Here is a 22280-nt window from a genome sequence, read left to right on the forward strand (position 1 = left end):
TGGAACGTCGCACTCAGGGCCGGGCTGGTCCTTCCCGACGTGGCATAGCCACCGACAGGAGAAGCCCCCCGGATTTATCCGGGGGGAGGAGTCACGCAGTCACCGCTCCTGCATCACTGAACGGATCAGCCCGCCGCAGGGGTGCCGGCCAGAGCACCCGCCCGCTCATGAACGGGAGTTGAGAGTTGCTCCGTGGGCTCCGTAGGTGACGGACACGTGTTCGAGGGCGCGGCTCTCGAGCGCTGCGACGAGACGCTCGAACAGCGCTGTCGCGGCCGGACCGCTCCAGTCGTCCGGAAGGATTTGCGACGGCAGACCGGGGTCGCGATAGGGCAGCTTTCGCCAGTGGTCGATGACTTCGAGGTACTGGACGAAGGCTTCCTGGACGCCGAGGTTCTCGAGCGCCACGGGGTCTTGCTCGATTGCGGAGTACGCGTCCACGAACTGGCGGTATCGGCTGTCGATCTCGTCGAGGTTCCAGGCCTCATGGATCAGCGCTTGCATGTCTTTGCCCGCGACGTAGTCGCCGACGAAGATGGCGCAGTGATCGGTCATTGCCTGCGAAGCGATGGCTTTCTCCGCCTCGGCTCGCATGCGGGCCGGAGCGATCCACACCGCCGCGCCGATGTTGCCGAAGCCGAGGGACGTGAGGTGGTTGCGCAACTGGTGCCGCTTGTCGCGCTGGGCCTCGGGGACGGAGAAGTTGACCACGCACCACCCCTGCGCGAGATCGGCCGGCCGGCGGGAGTGCCAGATGATCTCGTCGCCCGCGGTCAGTTCGGCGACCGCGGACTCGGTGAGCGCATAGCCGCGGACGCCGTCGCGGCTTTCCGACTCGAGCCAGCCGCGCTTCTTGAGCCGGAACACCGAGGTTCGGACGCTGGTGGGATCGAGCCCTGCCTGGGCGAGGAGTTCGACGGTGCCGCCGATCGGCATCCAGTCGCCGGTCCGATGTACGACGGAGCCGAGGAAGGTGACCAGTAGGGTGCGCAGGCGCTGCGTTGCGGGACGGGCGTCATCACGAGTGGTCATAGGGGGATATTGTGCCTGGGCTTTGCGGAGTCTGAGTGCCGGTCAGTCTACTGACCCAGGCGGCTGGCCAGGGTGCGCTGCGGGCTCCTTCTTCGTGGCTGCGGTCGATGTGCACGCTGACGTAGCGGCCATGGGCGGAGCGTCTGCGGGACCGGCCGCGGAAGGCCTCGCCCCACACCTCGAAGACGAAGGTCATCGAGGTGGTCCCCAGGCGGGCGAGTTCCACGGTGGTGGTGACCTGCTGACCGAAGAACAGTGGTGCTTCGAAGTCGACTTCGTAGCGGACGCGCGGTGCTGCGGGGAAGTAGTCGTGAAGTCCGTGCTGTGCCATGAGCCGCGCCTCGGCGGCTTCGACGAAGCGCAGGACGGTGCTGTTGTGGTAGATCCCCGCCGCGTCGGTGTCGATCCATTCCACCTGGGAGTGGAAGACACCGACGCGGGGCGTGTGTGTGTCGGTCACGTCGTTGCCGCGGCGGCATGAACGGTTGGCTTCCAGCGCACGTGCGCGGCGCCGGCCTCTCCGTCGCGCAGCAGGCTCAGGCGCGGCGGGATCTTGTCGGTCCTGGAGGTCGGGGGCTTGCGTCGCCCGGCCCGGAAGGGGTCCGGCCAGTCGGCCCCGGTTCCCGTGTACTCCTGTTCGGCGGCGGCCTGCAGAGTCCAGTGGGGGTTGTAGAGGTGGGGACGGCCCAGTGCGCACAGGTCTGCGCGGCCGGCGAGGAGGATCGAGTTGACGTCGTCGTGGGAGGAGATGGCGCCGACGGCTATCACCTTGGCGCCGGCTTTCCGCGCGATCGTGGCGCGGATCTTGTCGGCGAAGGGCGTCTGGTAGGAGCGGCCGAACGCGGGGCGTTCTTCCTTGGCGACCTGGCCGGAGGAGACGTGCACGGCGTCGGCGCCGTGGGCCACGAAGGCCTCCGCGATGAGAACGGCGTCGTCGTCGGTGTTGCCGTCGTCGACCCAGTCGTGTGCTGAGATGCGCACGGTGACGGGGAAGCCGTCGGGGACGGCGGCGCGGACCGCGTCGAAGACCTCAAGGGGGAAGCGGAGCCGGTTTTCCAGTGATCCCCCGTATGCGTCGTCGCGTTGGTTGGCGAGGGGGGAGAGGAACGAGCTGAGCAGGTAGCCGTGGGCGGCGTGGACCTCGATCAGGTCGAAGCCGGCGGCAACGGCGCGCCGGGCAGCGGCGGTGAAGTCGGCGACGACGTGGTCGAGGTCGGCGCGGGTGGCCTGGCGGGGGACATGGCAGCCGGGACCGTAGGGCAGTGGCGAGGGTGCGATGACCTCCCAGTTGCCGGAGTCGAGGGGCTGGTCCATCCCCTCCCACATGATCTTGGTGGAGCCCTTGCGTCCTGAGTGACCGAGCTGGGCGCCGATCTTGGCGGTGGAGTTCGCGTGCACGAAGTCGACGACGGTTCGGTAGGCGGCACTCTGTTCGTCGGTGTAGAGCCCGGTGCAGCCGGGAGTGATCCGGCCTTCGGGCGACACACAGACCATCTCGGTCATGACGAGACCGGCACCACCGAGCGCCTTCGAGCCGAGGTGAACGACGTGGAACTGGTTGGCCAGACCGTCGACGGCGCGGTACATGTCCATGGGTGCCAGCACGATCCGGTTCTTGATTTCCAGGGCGCCGATGGTGACGGGCTGGAACATGGCCGGGCTTTGGGGCGTGTTGTTGTGGGCGGCGAAGCTGGCCTCGATCCGGTCGGCGAACTGAGGGTCGCGTTCGGCGAGGTTGGCGAAGGTGATCCGCCGGGACCGGGTCAGCATGTTGAAGCAGAACTCGTCGGGGTCCTGGTCGGCATACATGCCGATGTTCTCGAACCACTCCAGCGACGCCTGAGCCGCGCGCTGGGTGGATTCGACCACCGGCTTGCGTTCCTTCTGGTACGCCTCCAACGCGGCCTCGACGGTGGGGTGTTCGTGCAGACATGCGGCGAGAGCGAGGGCGTCCTCCATGGCGAGTTTGGTGCCCGACCCGATGGAGAAGTGGGCCGTGTGAGCGGCGTCGCCGAGCAGTACCACGTTGCCGTTGGACCAGTGCTCGTTGCGCACCGTATGGAAGTTGATCCACTTGGAGTTGTTGGTGAGGATCTGGTGGCCGTGCAGTTCCTCGGACCAGATCTCGCGCATCCGCTCGACGGCGTACTCGTCGGAGACGCCGGGTGGGAGGTCGTCGTTGCTGGACCTGTCGAGGCCGGCGGCGCGCCAGACGTCCTCGTGCATCTCGACGATGAACGTCGAGCCCTGGTCGGAGTAGGGATACCCGTGGATCTGCATGGTGCCCCACCGGGTCTGCTTCACGAGGAACTGGAAGGCCTCGAAAACCAGGTCGGTGCCGAACCAGATGTACTTGTTCCTGCGCCGGTCGAGGTCGGGCCGGAAGACGTCGGCGTACTTCGTGCGGATGGCGGAGTTGATGCCGTCGGCGGCGATTACCAGGTCGTGCGAGGCGCGGAGTTCGTCGGTGTCCGGAGCCTGGGTGCGGTAGTGGACGGTGACGCCCAGGTCGTCGACGCGCCGCTGCAGGATTGCCAGCAGTTCCTTGCGGCTCATCGCGGCGAAGCCCTGCCCGCCGACGGTGAGGGTGCGGCTGGCGCCCTCGTGGCTGGAGAGCGTGATGTCGATGTCGGTCCAGCGGGCGAACCGGCTCTCCATCGCGTCGTGGATGACCTGGTCGGCGCCCTCGATGCTGCCCAGGGTCTCGTCGGAGAACACCACACCGAAACCGAAGGTGTCGTCCGGAGCGTTCCGTTCCCAGACGGTGACCTCGTGCGACGGGTCGAGCCCCTTCATCAGCGCGGCGAAGTACAGGCCGCCGGGGCCTCCGCCGACAATTGCGATCTTCATCGTCCTGTCCTCAGTTCTGTGTTTCCTCGGCCGCCCGGGCGGCTTCTTCTTCCACGAGCCTGCGCAGCGCGAAGTGCTGCAGCTTGCCGCTGGCGTTGCGGGGCAGCGATTCGGTAAAGCGCACCTCGCGCGGGTACTTGTACGGCGCCAGGGTGCGTTTGACGAAGTCCTGGATCTCCTTGGCCTTGGCCTCGTCGCCGGCCACGCCCTCGCGCAGGACCACGAACGCGCACACCAGTGATCCACGGCGTGGGTCCGGCTTACCGACGACCATCGACGCCTGTACGTCCGGGTGGTCGTCGATGGCCGCCTCCACCTCCGGTCCCCCGATGTTGTAGCCGGAGGAGACGATCATGTTGTCGGTGCGTGCGGCGTAGTAGAAGTAGCCGTGCTCGTCGCGTGTGAAGGTGTCGCCGGTGAGGTTCCATCCGTCGTGTACGTAGCTGGTCTGACGCTCGTCGGCGAGGTAGCGGCAGCCCACCGGTCCGCGCACGGCGAGACGGCCTTCGATGCCGGGGCCGGCTTCCTTGCCGTCGACGTCGAGGATGGTGGCGCGGTAGCCGGGAACCGCCTTGCCGGTGGCTCCTGGACGCATGTCGTCGCCGGACGCCGCGATGTAGATGTGCAGCAGCTCGGTGCCGCCGATGCCGTCGATGATGCTCAGCCCGGTCGTGTCACGAATCTGCTGCCAGGTCTGGGCCGGTATGTGCTCGCCGGCGCTCACGGCGGTGCGCAGTGCGGTGAGTTGGTGGGCCTTGCCTGCGTCGAGGATCTGCCTGTACGCGGTCGGCGCGGTGGCGAGCACGGTCACACCGTGCTCGGGCAGCAGGTCGGCGAGCTGGGGCGGTGTGACGGACTCGGTCAGGAATCCGCAGGCTCCCGCGCGCAGAGGGAAGACGACCAGCATGCCGAGCCCGAAGGTGAACGCGAACGGCGCTGTGCAGGACACGATGTCGTCGGGCCGGAGCTGGAGGACGTGCTTGCCGAAGGTGTTGTCGATCGAGAGGATGTCGCGGTGGAAGTGCGCGCAGATCTTGGGTGCGCCCGTGCTTCCCGAGGTGGGGCAGAACAGCGCGACATCGTCGGCCGCGGTCTCCACAGCGGTGAACGTCCCACTCTTCGCGGCTGCTGTCCGCACGAGATCGTCCGTGCCGTCACCGCCGACGACGACGGTTCTCAGGGACGGCGCGACCGTGTCCGTGAGGGTGTCCATGTCCTCCACGCAGCGGTGGTCGACCAGGGCGAAGCGGGGCTGGGACTTCTTTACGATCGGGGCGAGTTCACGGGCCCGCAGCGCGGAGAAGGCGACGACCGCGACACCGCCGGCCTTGAGGACACCGAGCCAGGCCGCCACGGCCCACGGCTCAACGCGCAGGTCGACGTGGAGGGCAAGCGGCCGGAGGAGGTGGCGAACCAGTGGCTGGCCGCCAGCAAGCTGAACTGACCGTGCATGACACCACCGAGGACCGAGCGACGCTGCGAGTGGGGCTGTTGCAGACCGCACCCGTGCACGGTGCTGTGGATGACAACCTCGGCAAGATCGCCGCTCTGCGCGACCGGCTCGGCCCTGTCGACCTCGCCGTCACCGCGGAGCTCTCCGCCCACGGCTACGGGTTCACCCAGCATCGCCAGACGGACCTCCTGGACCGGGACGATCCCCGGCTGACCGCCCTGGTGTCCCAAGGTATCGGCGTGGGTTTCGCGGAGCGCAGCGCCTCAGGACTGCCTCGCAACTCTTACCTGCTGGCCGACCGGGTGACCGGGACCGGCCATCTGCACCGCAAGCTCCAGCCCGTGTCCTACGCCCCCTGGAACGAACATCTCCTGTTCCGGCCTGGCACAGACCTGCGCATCACCCTCCTGCGCGGGGCCCGGATCGCCACCGTTATCTGCAACGACATGTGGCACCCTGTCGTGCCGTGGCGGGCCGCCCAGGGCGGAGCCGAGGTACTGATCGTGCCGGTGGCCAGTATGGAAGGCACCGACCCGGCAGGGATCCGGCGCACATGGGACGTGCTGCTGGAACACACCGCGAAACTCCTGCAGTGCTACGTCGTCTTCGTCAACCGATGCGGTACGGACGGTGAGGCCCGGTTCTGGGGCGGCTCGCGTGTGGTGGGGCCCGACGGCCGTGTCCTCACCCGGCTCGGCAGCGAGCCGGGCACCGCGGTCGCCGATCTCGACCTGGCGGCGCTGCGGCGGCTTCGGGCACAGGTCCCGCTGCTCGCCGAGTGCCGCACCGACTTCCTCACCGGGGCCCTGCCCAGCCCCCCGTTGCCCACCGCCCGAAAGCAGCAGTCACGTGTTTGACGTCCATGTCCATGCCGCCCCCGACGTGCTTGCCCGGATCGGGCACGACGACCAGATCGCGGCAGGTTACGCCGCCGCCGGATACAGCGGCTTCGTCCTGAAGGCACATCACGAGTCCACCGTGGGCCGGGCCAGCGCGCTGGCCCGCTCGACCGGCCTGGACGTCGTCGGCGGCATCACCCTCAACCGCGCCGTCGGCGGCGTCAATCCGGCCGCAGTCCTGTCGGCCCTGTCCACCGGCGGCCGCGTCGTGTGGTTCCCCACAGCCGACTCCCACACCCAGGAGAGCGCCAAGCTGCCCCGCCTCGGCGACCTCGACGCGCGCCTGGACCGCTCGGTCCTGGCCGTCCCGCCGGTACTCGCCCCCGACGATGAGGCCGCGAAGAACGCCACCTTCGTCCTCGACCTCATCGCCGAGCACGACGCGGTGCTGTGCACGGGCCATGTCAGCGGACCCGAATGCCGGTGGCTGCTTGACCAGGCTCAGGCCCGCGGCATCGACCGGTTCCTCCTCACACATCCGTCGTACACCGTCCCCGGCATGACCCCCCAGGAGATCGCCGAACTCGCCGAGCGCGGCGCGTACGTAGAGATCACCGCGTACCAGCTCTTCCACCAGCCGGGCATGACCGCCGCCCGCCTCGCCCAGGTCGCCCGCGCGGCGGGACCGCGCCTGGTCCTCGCCTCCGACGCGGGCCAGCCCGACAGCCCCGAACCGCCCAGGCACTGGAACAGCTCATCGACGCGCTCGCCGCCGAGGGCCTCGACCGCGCCTGGCTACGAGCCTCGGCCTCGGACATCCCCAGGGCACTCGTGCTGCAGTAGCGGTGCCGGGCCGGCGAGGGAGGAGCGCTGACCTTCTCCGCCGGCTTCGGGCGCCGCGGATACCGGCCCAGAGCCGACGACCGACCGACCGGCCGCCCGGTCAAGGCCCACGGAGACCTGACACCCGAGGCCTGCCACCGACAGGCGTCATCAGCCGAACAGAACAGAACCGACCGCTCTTCGCGAGCACCACCCGATGGACGCGACCATGGCAGACGATCCGACGCCCGACCCCGAGGCGTTCCCCCACGAGGCGCGCGACACCAAGGCGTCGCCCCCTGAGCGGCGTGACACCGAGGCGTACGCATCCGCGTCGCCTCTCACCCCCGCTCGCTCCGCGAGCGCCTTCGTCAACGCGCTGCTCGACCGCCTCGGTGACCTCGTCGACGGGTCGTCCGCGACCAGGGCCGTCTACTCAACCGACGCCTCGAACTACCGAATCATTCCGCAGGCCGTGCTCACACCCCGTACAAAGGACGACGTGATCACCGCGGTCGGCATCGCGCGTACTCACGGCGTGCCCGTCACCGTCCGGGGCGGCGGCACATCCTGCGCCGGGAACGCCGTGGGCCCCGGCCTCGTCATCGACTTCTCCCGGCACATGAACCGCGTCCTGTCGCTCGACGCCGACACCTCGACAGCGGTCGTCGAACCTGGCGTCGTGCTGAGCACGCTGCAGAGCGAAGCACGGCCGCTCGGGCTGCGGTTCGGGCCCGACCCCTCCACCGCCACCCGCTGCACCGTCGGCGGCATGATTGGCAACAACGCCTGCGGACCGCACGGACTGTCCTACGGGCGCACCGCCGACAACGTGGTCTCCCTGACCTGGCTGACCGGAAGCGGCGACGTGATCACCGCAGGGTCGGGCGACGCCGCGCTCGACGCCGTGCCCGGACTCTCCGACTTCGTCACGCGTAACCTGGCCGTCCTGCGCACCGAGTTCGGTCGCTTCGGCCGCCAAATCTCCGGCTACTCCCTCGAACACCTCTTGCCCGAGAACGGCCGCAACCTCGCCGCCGCCCTCACCGGCACCGAAGGCAGCTGCGGCATCCTCCTTGAGGCCACGGTCAAACTCGTCCGGCAGGCCCCAGCCCCCGCCCTCGCTGTCCTCGGCTACGCGGACATGGCGACCGCCGCAGACGATGTGCCGCACCTGCTCCCGTTCCGACCGCTCGCTCTGGAGGGACTGGACGCGCAGCTCGTCGACGTCGTCCGCCGCGCGCACGGCAGCTCCGCCGTACCGACCCTGCCCGCGGGCGGAGGCTGGCTGATCGCCGAGGTCGGCGGCGCCACCTCCGAGGCGGCACTCAAGGCTGCGGGCAAGCTGGTCGCCGCCTCGAGCGCCACCGACACGGCCGTTCTCCCCGCCGGCCCGGAAGCGACCCGGCTGTGGCAGATCCGCGCCGACGGCGCCGGCCTCGCCGGTCGTACCGCCGACGGCAAGCAGGCCTGGCCCGGCTGGGAGGACTCCGCCGTACCGCCCGAGCAACTCGGCGACTACCTGCGCGGACTCGAGGCCCTCATGGCCGACGAGAACGTCTCCGGACTCGCCTACGGCCACTTCGGCGACGGTTGCGTTCACCTCCGCGTCGACTTCCCGCTCGACGGCGGCGGCGCCCCCATGCGCCGCTTCCTCGAACGCGCCGCCGCCCTCGCCGCCGAACACGGCGGCTCCCTGTCAGGCGAACACGGAGACGGCCGCGCCCGCTCCGAACTGCTCCCCACCATGTACAGCCCCGAAGCCCTGCACGCCATGGAGGCGTTCAAGGCACTCCTGGACCCCGACGACCTCCTCAACCCCGGAGTCGTCGTCCGCCCGGCCCCCCTCGACGCCGACCTGCGCCGCCCACAGGCCCGCCCACTGCGCGCGAGCGACGGCTTCGCGTTCGCGCACAACGGCGGCGACATCACCGGCGCCGTCCACCGCTGCGTCGGCGTCGGCAAATGCCGCGCCGACCTGCGCGAACAGGGCGGCTTCATGTGTCCCTCGTACACCGCCACCCGTAACGAGAAGGACTCCACACGCGGCCGAGCCCGCATGCTCCAGGAAATGCTCAACGGCGGCCACGTCACGGACAGCTGGGCCTCGCCCGAGGTTCACGAGGCTCTCGACCTCTGCCTGAGCTGCAAGGCATGCGCCAACGACTGCCCCACCGGCATCGACATGGCCATGTTCAAGTCGGAGTCCCTGCACCAGACGTACAAGGGACGGCTGCGCCCACTCAGCCACTACACCCTCGGCCGCCTACCGCAGTGGCTCCGGCTCGCCGCGCCGCTGGCCCCGCTGATCAATCTCGCAGGCCGGATCACGCCGCTTCGCCGGGCCATGATGTCGATGATCGGCGCCGACGGGCGCCGATCGCTGCCCTTGCTGCCCCGCAAGCCGTTCCGCCGCACCAGGCCGCAGCCGACGGCCCCGGCGAAGCCCGGCAGCCCCAAGGTCCTCCTTTGGGTCGACTCATTCTCCGACGCCCTCGACCCCGGTATCCCACACGACGCCCTGACCGTGCTGTCCGCCGCAGGCTGCGATGTCGAGATCGCCGCGCCTGGAGCCTGCTGCGGCCTGACCCTGGTCTCCACCGGCCAACTCACCGCCGCCAAGGCCAGACTTCGTACGACACTCGACCTCCTGCTCCCGCACGTACGCGCAGGACGGACCGTCATCGGTATCGAGCCCAGCTGCACGGCCACTCTGCGCTCGGACCTCGTGGAACTACTCCCCGACGATCCGCGCGCCGCCGAGCTCGCCCGCTCGGTGAAGACCGTCGCGGAGTTCCTCACCTCGATCGACTGGACCCCGCCGCACGCCGCAGAGAGTCTCCTCGTCCAGCCCCACTGCCACCACCACGCCGTCATGGGGTACGACCCGGACCGGGCGCTCCTGGAAGCCATGGGCTGTGACGTCGAGACGTCCGCCGGATGCTGCGGCCTGGCAGGGAACTTCGGCATGGAGAAGGGGCACTACGACGTCTCGGAGAAGATCGCCAGGAGCGGCATCCTCGTCAAGGCATCCGACAACCCGGACCGGAGGATCCTCGCCGATGGCTTCTCCTGCCGCACCCAGGTCCGCGACCTCGCTGGCCTGGACAGCCGCCACCTGGTACAGGTCATCGCGGAAGCGCTCCGTGCCAGCGGCGCCCCGCCCGGGGACTGAGTGGGCGGTTCGTGAGTTGATGTCCGTTACGGACTTGGTTACTGCTTCTTGCTGAACGTGCCGGGCTCGGCCTCGGCGAGGATTCCTAGTGTGACCAGGCGTTTCAACTTGGCGCGGGTGCGTTCTATGTGCTTCGGCAGGAGCTCGAAGTCGAGGGCCTGACAGATGTCGCGGGCCCACAGTGGCCCGGTGGTGTCGTTGAAGACGGCGAGAGTGCGCGGGTAGTCCGGGCGCTCGGGCAGCTCCGGACTCCCTGATGGGCCGGCGCTCTGGACCGGGATTCGGTCGGCGAGGCCGGTGATGGTCGTGCGGGTGATGGCGAGGTGTTCCAGACGCAATTCAGCCTCGCGGAGCTGGGTCTGAAGGGTGTCGATCTGGGTGCGGAGATCGTCGGCCAGGGCCCGGACTGCGTCTTCCTGAAGGTCGAGCACCGGGAGGAGGGGGTTGAGGTTCACGCGCCGACCACCCGCGGATCGAGAGCCCGGCGCAGCAGGGCTCCCTTGCCCTGCCGGTCGAGCGTCTCGTACTCGGCCAGGATCCTCGCCTTGTACTCCGCCGAGTACCGGCCCGGACCGGTGGAACGGGGTTCTACCTGCGGATCAGGGGTCCCGTGGTCGTTGGTTCTGGCCACCTGGCGCACTACTCCTTCTCCGCCCTCGACGCAATGAATCATCCAGTATGCCTGGCTTGACCTACGTTGACAGAGAGGGCTGGAAGCCTGAAGAACTCCCATCATCACAGGTCACAAGGCACTTCTGCCTCCTGGCCGATAGCCCGGCATCACCAACTGGTGGATCGGGGCTCAATGGTGCCTGCAAAGTGGACTGTGGCAGGCACCACGATGTTCTGGCATGAGCTCGGCTGGCATCAGGCTGTGGTGTCACCAGGCGAGCTTTCCCCGAAGCGTCAACTAGTGTCTCGTGATTCCGTCAGCGTTACTTGATCTTGTGTGGCAGGGTCTCTGGGTATGGAGCTCTCCGTGGAACAGGCCGCCGAGTTGCGGGAGTTGGTGAACAGCAGGGACGTGCCCGCGGACATAGCCATGCGGGGCCGGATCGTGCTGTGGTCGGGTGAGGGGCGTCGACGCAAGGACATTGCCGAGCTGCTTGGAGTGTCGCTGCCGACGGTGGACCGCTGGAAGCGCCGCTATGCCGAGCATGGCCTGGCCGGGCTGGAAGGCGACCGGCCTGGCGGGGCCCGGGAACAAGTGCCGGCGCGGGTACGGGCCCGGGTGATTGCGCTGACGCGTATGACGCCGCCGGCTGGCACTGGTCTTTCGCACTGGTCCACACGCGAGTTGGCGAAGTACCTGAAGCGGACCGAGGGCGTCACCGTGTCCTGGCACTACATTGCGCGGATCTGGCGGGAGGAGAATCTCAAGCCGCACCGGTCGGGCACCTTCAAGCTTTCGAAGGACCCAGTGTTCGCGGAGAAGGTCGCCGACGTGATCGGTCTCTACCTGGACCCGCCGGGCGGCGCGGTGGTGCTGTCGATCGATGAGAAGACGCAGGTGCAGGCGCTGGACCGGACCCAGCCGGTGTTGCCCGTGGCGTTCGCGGCGACCGAGAAGCGCACCCACGACTATGTGCGGCATGGCACGACGAACCTGTTCGCCGCCCTCGACGTCGGCACCGGGGAAGTCATCGGTGAGTGCAAGCCGAACCGGAACGGTGCGACCTTCCTCGCCTTCTTGAAGAAGGCCGTAAAACCACACGCGGGCAAGGAGATTCACGTCGTCTTGGACAACCTGTCCACGCACACCACGCCGGAGGTGAAGGTGTGGTTGTCGAAGAACCCGCATATCCACTTCCACTTCACTCCCGTCGGCTCCTCCTGGTTGAACCAAATCGAGATCTGGTTCGGCATCCTGACGAGGCAGTCGATCCGTCGCGGGACGTTCTCCAGCGTCAACGTCCTGGTCAAGCAGATCCGCGACTAACCCAACTCCTGGAACCAGGAGGTAAAACCCTTCACCTGGACCGCGACCACCGACGAGGTTCTCGCCAAGGTTCGGCTCGTCCAGACCAACGTGAAGAAACTCGTCAACAACAATGCGAACTGACGCAAAAAGGATCACGAGACACTAGTCGCCGTACGGCGGTGCGCTGACGATATGGACATGAATCCAGCAGATCAGGCTATCCGCTCGGCACGCATCGAGGATCAGCCTCAGGACCCGGTACTGACCGACCTGATGATGGCCCGATACCGCGCGGACGGTTTCGTCCACATACCCGGTGTGCTTCGGCCCGATGAGGTCGAACGGTTCCGGAACTCCGCACGTGCTGTCTGCGCCCCCGAACAGGGACTGGACCCTGAAAACCGGATGTTCAAGCAGGTGGTCAACATCTGGCAGCGCGACAAGGTCCTGCGCGAGCTCACCCTGCTCCCCGGGGTGGCGGCTCTTGCGGGCCGGCTGGCAGGGATCCCGCTGCGGATCTGGCACGACCAGTTGCTGATCAAGCAGCCGCGCAACGGGACCCCGACCGAGTTCCATCAGGACGCGCCGTACTGGCCGCACGCCCACAGCCGGCATTCGCTGTCCGCCTGGATCGCGTTGGTCGATGTCCCCGTGGAGCGCGGCTGTATGACCTTCATCCCCGGCCAGCAGGAGCGCCGGGACCTGCGGGCTATCGACGGCGGCGACGCTCGCGATCTGTTCGAGGCTGCGCCTGGTCTCTCCTACTGCCCCAGGGTGACCATCCCGCTTTGGGCCGGCCACATCACCTTCCACTCCGGGTACACGCCGCACACCGCCAACGCCAACGACGAGTTCCGGTTCGCACACGTCAACATCTACGTCGATCGCGATCTCCGCTACACCGGAGACCGGCACGTCTGCACGGATCCGCTCGGCCTGGAGCCCGGCGCGACGCTCCCCGACGACGCGTTCCCGCCCGTCCCCTGATGACCGCGACCTGACCGCCCTTGCCCAACGAACACCGCGCCCCGAACACCACGTCCGCCTCCCGCCGCACGTGCTTCACCGGCCGTCGATTCACCCGGCATCGCAACCCGGCCGCGAACAGCGCCCGCCGCAATTTCACCTCGATCGCGGTGTCCCGACTCCCCTTCCGCCTCATTCGGTCCCGACTATTCCCCGGGCCGGTTCAGGGCGTCCAGCGGCAGCGAAATCACCACCAACCGGGGCTGCTCGAAGCCAATTGCCGGAGTCGCTGAACAACGTCACAGCCGCTGACCCGGCCGCCGAGGAGGCGGTCAGCCGGATGCAGGGGACCGTTCGACGAGCAGTACCCAGTCGGCCGTCGTGGGCTTGGCGGGAACGGTCCAGGATCCTGACGGCGCCGAGAAGCCGGTGGCGGCCGGCGTGCGTGCGCCCGTGCGGGGGTCGAACCACGAGGCCCGGTAGGGGTGTTGACGGTCCAGGCCCTTCAGGGTGCCGGTGCGCTGTGTGCCGTCGGCGAACAGGGCGACGTAGGTCTTGTTCCTGTCGCTGGCCAGGTACGCGTCTTTGTTGTCGCCGAAGTCGGACCAGGCGTTGTCGGAGAAGCGCGGTGTCAGTTTCCACCACTTCAGGGAAGCGAAAAGCCGTGTGCCATAGCCGAGTTGGTCGGCCGTGGTGCGGTCCGCGCCGGTCTTCCACCACTGGTAGCGCGCGGGGAGCTCGTACTCGGTACCTGCGTCGAGGGGTGCGCCTGGCGTGGAGTACACGTCGTTCCACAGCCCTGAAACGCCGTACCCGTAGCCGCGCATGCCGAGCAGGTAACTCTTGTAGTAGGCGCTCAATGCGTGCCGACCGTCGGCCCAGAAGTCCTCGTAGGGGGTCTCGTACGCGAGAGTCGGTTTGCCGGAGTTCCAGTACTCCTCGGCCAGCTTCTGGTTCCATCCGTCGGTCTGCTGCCACTGTGAGGCGAACCCGGTGTGCCAAGGCTCGGACGCGAAGCGGGAGTTCTCGACGCTGGTGCTGTCGGTGTTCTCCTGGTGGGGCATGATCGGCTGGTGGTAGGAGTCGGCCCGGTCGAGCGCCTCGATCGCTGCCGTCCACGGCTTCATGGCCTCGCCGGAGTAGCGGCCGTAGAAGTCCTTGTCGATCTCCTGCGCGACCGTCCAGATCGCCGGATAGGAGCCATAGCGGGCGTCCCAGTACCGGCCCATCCTGGCCATGAACTCGGGGGTCATCACCTGCGGGAACTCTTCCGGCTGTCCCGCCCAGGCGATCATGGCGTTCGCGTGCACGAGTCCCTTGTCCGCGATGTAGGCGAACTTGCGGTCGAGATTGGCGAATCCGGCCAGGTCCTCGGCCTGGAATCCGTCGGTCAGGTCGGCGACCTTCTCCTCGTCGGGGCCGTGGTGGGTCTGGGCGCCTCGGTCGGAGGCGCCGTGCGGCTGCCAGATGGGTTCCGACTGGTAGACGGTGAAGCCCTGCTTGACGCGCTTGTCCACGACATACCGGAACTGAGAGGCCACGCCCGGTGCGTTGGACGTGCCGTAGCGCTCGTGTGGAAGGACCCAGTGAGTGTCGCCGAGGTAGAGGAACGGAGTGCCGTCGTCGTACTGGAGGTAGTGGCCGTCGGCACTGGACTTGAGGAACCCGTGCCGGTAGATCGGCTGCCTTCCGGAGTAGGACACCGCATGGACGGTCCGGGTGACGCCGTTGAGCCCCTTGTCGGCGGCGTTGGTCGCGGAGGTGGTCATCGTCCACCGGCCGGTGGTGGGGGGTGCGAAGCGCACCTTCCAGGTGGACTTGCCGTCCCAGTACGCGGGACGCGTGACGGTGCGGCCTGCGGGGCCGTGGAACACCGCGTTCACTTGTACGTCCTGGAACGGATCGCGGTACGTGGACCGGGCGGTGAGCTTGATCTCGACCGTGCGCCAGCACTCCACCGTCGTGTGGGTGGAGGCCGCGCCGGTGGCGGGGGCCGCCGGGGCGCCGGACGCTGTCAGGGCCGCACCTGCCATCAGCAGGACGGTCAGGCTGCCGCGCAGGAGTGGTGCGCGGTGCGTGTGCTGCGAGGAACGCGAAGGGGACATGCCGCGAAGTCCTTTCACGGGGCGATCGTGAGGAAAGAGGCGGAGGGCATGGCGGGATGTGCGCCCTCGTTCGGAGCGCCTGGCGCGGGAGGAGGCTCATGACCGCGCTTGGAACGTTTCAGCCGGGAGCACGCTAGGCAGCCGGTCCCGCGCAGTCAAGACAGGGGACAGCCCCGCGACCGGTCCGCGTCAGGGGGAGCGCGGCGCGGTCGAGGCGCGGGCGACGAACTCCGTGGGCACCGTGCGCCGGGTCGCGGCCGCCTCCGTGTCGTCGGCGAGAACGTCGAGCAGGGCCTCCGTGGCGTGCCGGGCAACGTCGTACATGGGCACGTGCACGGCGCTGAGGGGTGGGTCGATGTACTGCGCCCACTTCGAGTCCTCCACGGTCAGTACCGAGAGGTCCTGCGGGACGGTCAGGCCCGCGTCGCGCGCGGCCTTGAGGCAGCCGGCGGCCATCAGTTCGTCCAGGACGAACAGTGCGGTGGGGCGTCGGGGGGCCCGCAGGAGTGTGGTTGTGCTCTGGTAGCCGGACTCGAAGGTCCAGTCGCCGTACCAGCGCCCGACGGACGACGGTTCGATCCCGTGGTCGCCCAGCGCCCGTGCGAAGCCGGCTTCGCGCTCCGCGACGATGGGGTGGTTGGGCTGACGGATGCTCAGAATGCCGATGTCGCGGTGGCCGCCTTGCAGTAGGTGCGTGACCGCTGCGTGCGCTCCTCCTTCCTCGTCGGCGCGCACCCAGCCCACCTCCGGGATGTCCGTCGACCGTCCGATCGCCATCACCGGCAATTGCGAGGCGACGAGCTCGGACAGCAAGGTGTCCGGTACCAGCGGATCGACCAGCAAGCCGTCGATGCGGCCGCTGGACAACAGTGCGCGACAGTGCCTCGGGTCCGTCAGGCCGCTTTGCAGCACGAAGTGGTCGCGGGCTTCCGCGGCGTCGGTGATGGCGTGCCAGGTGCGGTTGCGGAACACGTCGACCTCGGTGAGGACCTCCACCTCGGGCTCACGGCGCACCAGGTAACCGAGTGTGTGCGAGCGTGCCGACCGCAGGGCGGCGGCCGCGGCATGCGGCTGGTACCCCAGACGCTCCACCACCGTCAGCACCCGCGCCTTGGTCTCGGGCAGTACGAGCGGGCTGTCGCGCATGGTGAGGGAGACGGTGTTGCGGGAAACGCCCGCCTCGCGTGCCACGTCACGGGCGGTCACCCGCGACGGCCGGTTCATCGAAACGTCCTGACGGCATCCATATGATCGATCCTACGACACGGTCGCCTGGCGGCGGGAGCGCCAACTATCAGTTTGGGAATACCCGTTGACACGGCATGAGCGTGCACCTACGGTCCTCAGATGATCGGTCATATGACCGTTCCTATTCGTTGCTCCGTGCGCTTCCGGAGCTGACCTTCTCCGAGGAGACGGACATGGCGCTGTCCCTGCCGCCCCCGACGGCCCGCAAGGCGCGAGGCGCCACTGCAGCCACGGTCGCCGCACTGGTCGCGATGATCGCGACCGCATGCGCGCCTCCGGGACCGGCCGACTTCGACGCCAAAGCCGCCATGAACGGCCCGCGCTACACCGCCCGGGAGATCGAGAAGGCCTCCGGCGATCGGGTGGTGAAGCCGGTCTTCGCCGTCCCCAAGGACCTCCCGGAGCTCCGGCTCGCTTTTCTGAACCCGGCGATGAGCTACCCCACCTTCCGCAGCTGGTCCCAAGGGATGCGGGCCGCGGCGAAGTTCTACGGCGTGAAACTGGACGAGTCAGACCTCAATTTCTCCTACGACCAGGCCGTCAATCAGTACCAACGGCTGTCTGTGAAGAGTCCGCACATCGTCGGCGGGAACACGCTCAACCGGCCGACCGTGCATGCGGTGGAGAAGGACGGATCCAAGGTCGTCCTCCTGGACGACTCCAGCACCAACGCCCCGAGCATCGGCATCGACGACAAAGCCGTCGGCGCGCAGAGCATCTCCTTGATGCAGAACGCCTACCGCAAGAAGCTCGGCGGCTCCTGGAAGGGCCGGACAGTGGACGTCGTCGGGCTGACCTCGCCCAACTGCCAGCCCTGCGACACCCGTGTCAACGCTGCCTTCGCCGAGGCCGGCTCGGCGCTGGACATCCCGAAGAAGCGAATGTTCCGGCTCATACCGCCGGGCCAGGACCCGACCACGTCCGCACGGAACACAGTCTCCGACTTCCTCACCGCCCACCCCGAAGACGTCGTGCTGTTCGTCTCCTACGGCGACGAACCGGTGCTCGGCGCGCTCAACGCACTGCGCGGCGCTCACCGTTCCTCCGACGCCCTGGCCGTGGCATCCGGCGGCGACGCGGCCTCGCGCACCGCCCTTCGGGACCCGGCCAACCGCGACGTGCTGCTCGGCGCGATCGACTTCGCCCCCTACGCCGAAGGCTGGAACTGGGTGGAAGCCGCCATCGCGACCGCGATGGACCGGCCCTTCGCCCGCTACCGCGTCAAGCGCGTGCTGACCCACGACAACGTCGACCAGTACTACCCGAAGGGCTCGACATGACACCGTCTGCCATGAGTCAGGCGCCGGCCGGAGGGGCGGTGGAGCCTCGGCCGACGCCAGGCACCGGGACGCCCCGCGCCGCAGAGCCGGAGGTCCGCCGCAGCTGGACGGACCGCGGACTGGAATACGGGCTGTACGCCGCGCTCGCCGCGCTGCTGATCGGATTCTCCTTCGCCTCGCCCTACTTCCTCGTCACCAAGAACCTCCTCAACATCGGGCAGACCGTGGCGGTCACCGGCATCCTGGCCGTCGGCATGACCATCGCCCTGATTGCCGGTCAGCTCGACCTCAGTGTGGGATCGGTCCTGGGCTTGTCCTCGGTCGTCACGGCTCTGGCCATCGAGAGCGCCCATCTGCCGACCGCGGTCGCAGTCCTGCTGGGCCTGCTTTCCGGACTGCTCGTCGGCGCGCTCAACGCCCTGTTGGTGGTGGGCGTCGGCATCAACGCCATCATCGTCACACTCGCCACAGGCATCGCGATCCAGGGCTTCGCGCTGATCTCCACCAGCGGCCAACTCGAACCGATGAACAACCTGGCCCTCCAGGACACCGTGGCCCTGCGCCCGCTCGGCCTGCCGCTGCCGTTCCTGCTGATGCTCGTCCTCTTCCTGGCCGGCTGGGTCCTGCTGACCTGGACGCGCACCGGCTGGCACGTCTACGCGACAGGCAGCAACGAGCACGCCGCCCTGCGGTCAGGCGTCAAGGTCAAGCGCCTGTTCACGGGGGTGTTCCTGGCCACGGGGCTACTCGCCGCGGTGACCGGCGTCATCACCGCCGGGCAGGCCGGTTCCGGTGGCCCGAACTACGGGATGAACATCGCCTTCGACGTCCTGACCGCCGTCCTTCTGGGCGGCATCGGGCTCGGCGGCGGCTCCGGCACGGTCCAGCGCACGCTCGCCGGGGTGCTTCTGATCGGCGTGCTGAACAACGGCCTGACTCTTCTGGACGTCGACACCTACTACCAACAGACCGTCCGGGGCGCGGTCTTCGTACTCGCCGTCGTGCTCGGCGCGATCGCCGAACGGAGGAACAAGCGATGACCCCCGACCCGACCGTGCCCGCGACCGACACCGCGACGCCGCTGCTGCGCGTGACCGATCTCGCCAAGACCTTCGGTCACGTGCAGGCCCTGCGCGGCGTCAGCTTCGACCTGCACGCCGGCGAAGTGCTGGCCGTGGTCGGGGACAACGGAGCCGGAAAGTCCACCCTTATCAAGATCCTCTCGGGTGTGCACGACCACGACCACGGAGGGTCGCTGTCCGTCAGCGGACGGACCCGACGCTTCTCCCGCCCCGCCGACGCCACCGAGGCGGGCATCGCGACCGTGCACCAGGACCTGGCACTCGTCGACACCCGTGATGTCGCGGCGAACCTGTTCCTCGGACGCGAGCTCAAGCGCGGTCCGTTCGTGGACCGACGCCGGATGCGCGCAGAGGCCGAGCGGGTGTTGAGCGACTTCACATTCCGCCTGCCCAGCGTCCGCGTGCCGGTGAACCTGCTCTCCGGAGGACAGCGCCAAGCAGTCGCCATCGCCCGTGTGCTCCTTCACGGAGCCGACGTCGTCATCATGGACGAGCCCACCGCCGCCCTGGGCGTCCAGGAGTCCGGACGCGTCATGGACCTGATCGCCTCACTGCGCGAGCAAGGCCGCGGCCAGATCGTCATCAGCCACAACCTCCAGCAGATCTGGCCCGTCGCCGACCGCTTCCTCGTGATGCACCTGGGCAAGGTGGCCGGGATCAGAGCCAAGGAAGAGACCACGGTCGACGAGATCGTGAAGCTCATCGTCTACGGCGCCGACCCTGTACCGGTCACCACCCCCACCGCACCCGAGAAGGCCACTGCATGACCGCGCGCACCGATCGCACGAACACCGGACAGCCGGACGACCGGTCCACAGCGGTGGACGTGCTCGCGTACTACTACCCGCAGTGGCATGCGGACCCCGTCAACGACCGTATGCACCGCCCTGGTTGGACCGAATGGGACATCCTCGGCACGGCGCGTCCGCGCTTCGCCGGGCACCGCCCGCCCGGCCGACCGGCCGACGGCCCCGCCGACGAATCCGACCCCCAGGTGGCGGCCGCCAAGGTGGACGCCGCGTCCCGAGCGGGACTGACCGGGTTCATCGTCGACTGGTACCGGTACGACAACGCGCCCTTCCTGAACGGCTTCCTCGACCGCGGACTGCTGCCCGCCCTCACATCCGGCGCGGGGCAGTCGGACGACTTCCGCTTCGCCCTGATGTGGGCCAACCATCCCTGGCTCGACCTCTTTCCCGCCGCCGATTCGAAACCGCCGGTGCTGCTGCGGGAGCCCCGCAGCCGTTACGACGTCGAGCGGGCACTGGACCACATCGTCAGCACCTACCTCATCCACCCGGCCTACTGGCGGATTGACGGCCGCGCCTACCTCTCCCTCTACGACCTCGAGACACTCGTCGAAGCCTGCGGCGGAGTCGCCGCCACCCGGTCGATGCTGGAAACCCTGCGCCGGCGGGCCGCCGCCGCGGGTGCCGAGATCCACCTCAACCTCTGCACCAACTGGTACACCCCCGACGGCGTCGCGCTCCTCGACCGACTCGACGCAGACAGCACCACCCACTACACATGGATGCACCACCAGGACAGTGGCCTGGACACCTTTCCCACCTCCCCCTACGCGAAGCTGGCCGACCGAGCCCGCGAAGTCTGGCGTACGGCCCCCGAAACATACGGCAGGCCTTACCTGCCCAACGTGACCGTCGGTTGGGACCCCACTCCCCGCTGCGCCGGCACCTGGCCCCGCCCCGACGACCAGGAGTACCCCTTCACGCCGGTGATCGGAGACCGCAGTCCACAGCAGTTTGCCGAAGCGCTCGCCGACGCCGTCGAAGCGGCACCGTCCGTCGGGCCCGGCGCAGTCACCGTCAACGCGTGGAACGAATGGACGGAAGGCTCCTACCTCGAAGCGGACGAGGACGGAACGCCCTACCTGGACGCCGCCGGCGACGTCCTGACCGGAAGCCGACGTCTGAGTCGGGACTACTGAGGCATTGACACCGATGGCAGTTGTGGCTGCGAGCATCTGCCTCCCAAAGGGGCGGAACTCGCTGCCATCTCGGCGAAGGACATCGACGTCCCGCTCGGCTGAGTATCGCGGTGGGCCTGATCCGCCGCACCGGCCGTAGCTGTCGGACATGCCGGTCGTGGACTCCGCCTGGCACGACCTGCGTACTCGGCTACGCGTGCCGCGCCCTGGGTTCGTCAACAGCCTGTGGGGACGTACAGCGGGGATGGCGGTGCAAACCTGGGGTGTCTGCCCGGCATCGGGGCCTCTCTGCGCCGTCCCGCAAGGGGCCCGTCCCTCTACCTCCTGCCTGTCTCCCCCCGGTGAGAAGCGCCCTGGGGCGCTTGAGCGGGGCGCACGACGGCTGCTTTGCAGGGAACGAACGATGCCCCCGCGGCGAGGTCGCGGGGATACCGCAGGGGGCATCGGCCAGCCACTCCGATGTGCCGTCCCGGCCGCGGCAGCGGCTCTCCCGGCGCGGTATGTTCAACCGGGCGTTTGGCCGCCCGCGACCGGCCTGCCGTTACTGTGCCAGGGGCTCTGCGGTCCTACTCCATGCCCCTCGCCAGCGGGTACAGAGCGGCTGTCGACCTGGCGCGCTCAGAGTTCCTCTCGACCCGGACCGTCCGGGCACGCTCCCGTGTGGCCGGTGCAGGCGGCAGCGGCCTGGGCCTCGCCATCACGGCGGTCGCGTCACGCTCGTCACCTCCCCGGGTGCGGGCGCGACCTTCCGCGTGCTGCTGCCTCGGGGGTCTGGGGGCCTGAGCCGTCCCGGGGAGCATCCCACAGACTCGCAGGCGACGGCCGATACATGCGGCCGCCACGCCGTTCCGCGACGGCGGTCCCCGCACTTGTCCGCCGTGTGTTCCCGGTCCCTGCCTACTCGACAGGCCCTTGCCCGGCAGGAGTCTGCCCGGCAGAGCGGGCCCCTGCCGCAGCCGGGTCGTCAGCTCAGCACCTGATATCCGAACTGCACCTCGAGTCCCGCCGCCCCCGCCGCTTCCATCACCCGCGCCGTCAGTCGCACCGGCTTGTCCGTGCCGTCGACGAGCGGGGGTTTGCTCAGCGTCGTGGAGTCGGCCGACGCCCCCGTCTCCAGCGCGGGCGCCCCCGCCGACTGCCCGTCGGCGTCGAGGCGTACCTGGCATGTGCCCGAGCCCAGTTTGCGGGTGACTTGCACGACGCGGATGCGCTGGCCGGCGACGTAGAGCTGGTTGGCGAAGTCGTGGGATCCGTCGATGACTTCGCCGCCGATGCGGGCCACGAGCCAGCCGTCGATCTGGTCGACTCCCTTGTTGCCGGTGAAGCGGGTGCGGGTGTCGGCGGGGGTAGTGCCGGTGAGGAGGTAGGGGGCGGTGACGTTGTCCTGCAGGTCGTGGCCGCGAACTCCGCGTTCCCTCGTGGTGGGATGGTCCAGCACTTCTTCAGATGAGGACGCAGTTCCGTTTTTTTAAGACCCGGCCGATCGTGGAGTGGTCCAGGTTCGGGATGTCCTCGCTCAGCGCCACGTGCCTCTCCAGCAGGCGCAGCGACCACCGGGC

The 22280-nt window shown here is 68.6% G+C and carries 19 protein-coding genes; 9 read left to right on the top strand and 10 right to left on the bottom strand.

Features of this window, described 5'->3' with window-relative positions; translation table 11 throughout:
- Nucleotides 1–165 precede the first annotated feature (165 nt).
- The 4 genes from ACZ67T_RS44390 to ACZ67T_RS44405 are packed head-to-tail and all read right to left on the bottom strand — an operon-like array spanning nt 166 to nt 5236.
- Entirely contained in the window at nt 166–1032 is an 867-nt protein-coding gene (locus tag ACZ67T_RS44390) for a PaaX family transcriptional regulator (RefSeq protein ID WP_469992524.1), read from the bottom strand.
- Nucleotides 1019–1492, bottom strand: coding sequence for an acyl-CoA thioesterase (locus ACZ67T_RS44395; RefSeq protein ID WP_469992526.1), 474 nt, complete (start codon nt 1490–1492; stop codon nt 1019–1021). The genes ACZ67T_RS44390 and ACZ67T_RS44395 overlap by 14 nt, the downstream gene beginning before the upstream one ends.
- On the bottom strand, nt 1489–3882 hold the full coding sequence (locus ACZ67T_RS44400; RefSeq protein ID WP_469992527.1) for a bifunctional salicylyl-CoA 5-hydroxylase/oxidoreductase: 2394 nt from the start codon (nt 3880–3882) through the stop codon (nt 1489–1491). Before ACZ67T_RS44400 ends, ACZ67T_RS44395 begins: the two co-directional genes overlap by 4 nt.
- A gap of 10 nt (nt 3883–3892) precedes the next feature.
- Complete coding sequence (locus ACZ67T_RS44405; RefSeq protein WP_469992529.1) at nt 3893–5236, bottom strand: AMP-binding protein; 1344 nt, start codon at nt 5234–5236, stop codon at nt 3893–3895.
- Nucleotides 5237–5328: 92 nt separating this feature from the next.
- Between ACZ67T_RS44405 and ACZ67T_RS44410 the strand changes: the two genes are divergently transcribed.
- The 3 genes from ACZ67T_RS44410 (at nt 5329) to ACZ67T_RS44420 (ending at nt 10171) form a co-directional block, all read left to right on the top strand.
- Complete coding sequence (locus ACZ67T_RS44410) at nt 5329–6192, top strand: carbon-nitrogen hydrolase family protein (protein WP_469992531.1); 864 nt, start codon at nt 5329–5331, stop codon at nt 6190–6192.
- A complete protein-coding gene (locus ACZ67T_RS44415; RefSeq protein ID WP_469992533.1) occupies nt 6185–7048 on the top strand; it encodes a DUF6282 family protein in 864 nt (287 codons plus the stop codon). The genes ACZ67T_RS44410 and ACZ67T_RS44415 overlap by 8 nt, the downstream gene beginning before the upstream one ends.
- A 177-nt stretch (nt 7049–7225) precedes the next feature.
- A complete protein-coding gene (locus ACZ67T_RS44420) occupies nt 7226–10171 on the top strand; it encodes an FAD-binding and (Fe-S)-binding domain-containing protein (RefSeq protein WP_469992535.1) in 2946 nt (981 codons plus the stop codon).
- A gap of 38 nt (nt 10172–10209) precedes the next feature.
- Here ACZ67T_RS44420 and ACZ67T_RS44425 read toward each other — a convergent pair whose 3' ends face one another.
- Both ACZ67T_RS44425 and ACZ67T_RS44430 read right to left on the bottom strand, forming a co-directional pair.
- Entirely contained in the window at nt 10210–10626 is a 417-nt protein-coding gene (locus ACZ67T_RS44425; protein ID WP_469992537.1) for a hypothetical protein, read from the bottom strand.
- Entirely contained in the window at nt 10623–10802 is a 180-nt protein-coding gene (locus tag ACZ67T_RS44430; RefSeq protein ID WP_469992539.1) for a hypothetical protein, read from the bottom strand. The genes ACZ67T_RS44425 and ACZ67T_RS44430 overlap by 4 nt, the downstream gene beginning before the upstream one ends.
- Before the next feature lie 348 nt (nt 10803–11150).
- Here ACZ67T_RS44430 and ACZ67T_RS44435 point away from each other — a divergent pair, with 348 nt between their 5' ends.
- Entirely contained in the window at nt 11151–12110 is a 960-nt protein-coding gene (locus ACZ67T_RS44435; protein WP_469992541.1) for an IS630 family transposase, read from the top strand.
- Nucleotides 12111–12290: 180 nt separating this feature from the next.
- Entirely contained in the window at nt 12291–13079 is a 789-nt protein-coding gene (locus ACZ67T_RS44440; RefSeq protein ID WP_469992543.1) for a phytanoyl-CoA dioxygenase family protein, read from the top strand.
- Here ACZ67T_RS44440 and ACZ67T_RS44445 read toward each other — a convergent pair.
- The 3 genes from ACZ67T_RS44445 to ACZ67T_RS44455 form a co-directional block, all read right to left on the bottom strand.
- Nucleotides 12961–13254, bottom strand: coding sequence for a hypothetical protein (locus ACZ67T_RS44445; RefSeq protein WP_469992544.1), 294 nt, complete (start codon nt 13252–13254; stop codon nt 12961–12963). The genes ACZ67T_RS44440 and ACZ67T_RS44445 overlap by 119 nt on opposite strands.
- 136 nt (nt 13255–13390) lie before the next feature.
- Nucleotides 13391–15163, bottom strand: a complete 1773-nt coding sequence (locus ACZ67T_RS44450) for a glycoside hydrolase family 140 protein (protein ID WP_469992546.1) — start codon at nt 15161–15163, stop codon at nt 13391–13393.
- 189 nt (nt 15164–15352) lie between these two features.
- On the bottom strand, nt 15353–16387 hold the full coding sequence (locus ACZ67T_RS44455) for a LacI family DNA-binding transcriptional regulator (RefSeq protein ID WP_469992548.1): 1035 nt from the start codon (nt 16385–16387) through the stop codon (nt 15353–15355).
- A gap of 197 nt (nt 16388–16584) precedes the next feature.
- Between ACZ67T_RS44455 and ACZ67T_RS44460 the strand changes: the two genes are divergently transcribed.
- The 4 genes from ACZ67T_RS44460 to ACZ67T_RS44475 are packed head-to-tail and all read left to right on the top strand — an operon-like array spanning nt 16585 to nt 20721.
- Entirely contained in the window at nt 16585–17691 is a 1107-nt protein-coding gene (locus tag ACZ67T_RS44460; protein ID WP_469992549.1) for a sugar ABC transporter substrate-binding protein, read from the top strand.
- Between the two features lie 11 nt (nt 17692–17702).
- Nucleotides 17703–18731 (top strand): ABC transporter permease, encoded by a 1029-nt coding sequence (locus ACZ67T_RS44465; protein WP_469992551.1) that lies wholly within the window; start codon nt 17703–17705, stop codon nt 18729–18731.
- Nucleotides 18728–19540 (top strand): ATP-binding cassette domain-containing protein, encoded by an 813-nt coding sequence (locus ACZ67T_RS44470; RefSeq protein ID WP_469992553.1) that lies wholly within the window; start codon nt 18728–18730, stop codon nt 19538–19540. The genes ACZ67T_RS44465 and ACZ67T_RS44470 overlap by 4 nt, the downstream gene beginning before the upstream one ends.
- Nucleotides 19537–20721, top strand: a complete 1185-nt coding sequence (locus ACZ67T_RS44475; RefSeq protein WP_469992555.1) for a glycoside hydrolase family 99-like domain-containing protein — start codon at nt 19537–19539, stop codon at nt 20719–20721. Before ACZ67T_RS44470 ends, ACZ67T_RS44475 begins: the two co-directional genes overlap by 4 nt.
- Nucleotides 20722–21685: 964 nt before the next feature.
- Here ACZ67T_RS44475 and ACZ67T_RS44480 read toward each other — a convergent pair.
- On the bottom strand, nt 21686–22159 hold the full coding sequence (locus tag ACZ67T_RS44480) for a hypothetical protein (RefSeq protein ID WP_469992556.1): 474 nt from the start codon (nt 22157–22159) through the stop codon (nt 21686–21688).
- Nucleotides 22160–22280 lie beyond the last annotated feature (121 nt).

The organism is Streptomyces sp. NPDC107517 (genome assembly GCF_055582645.1).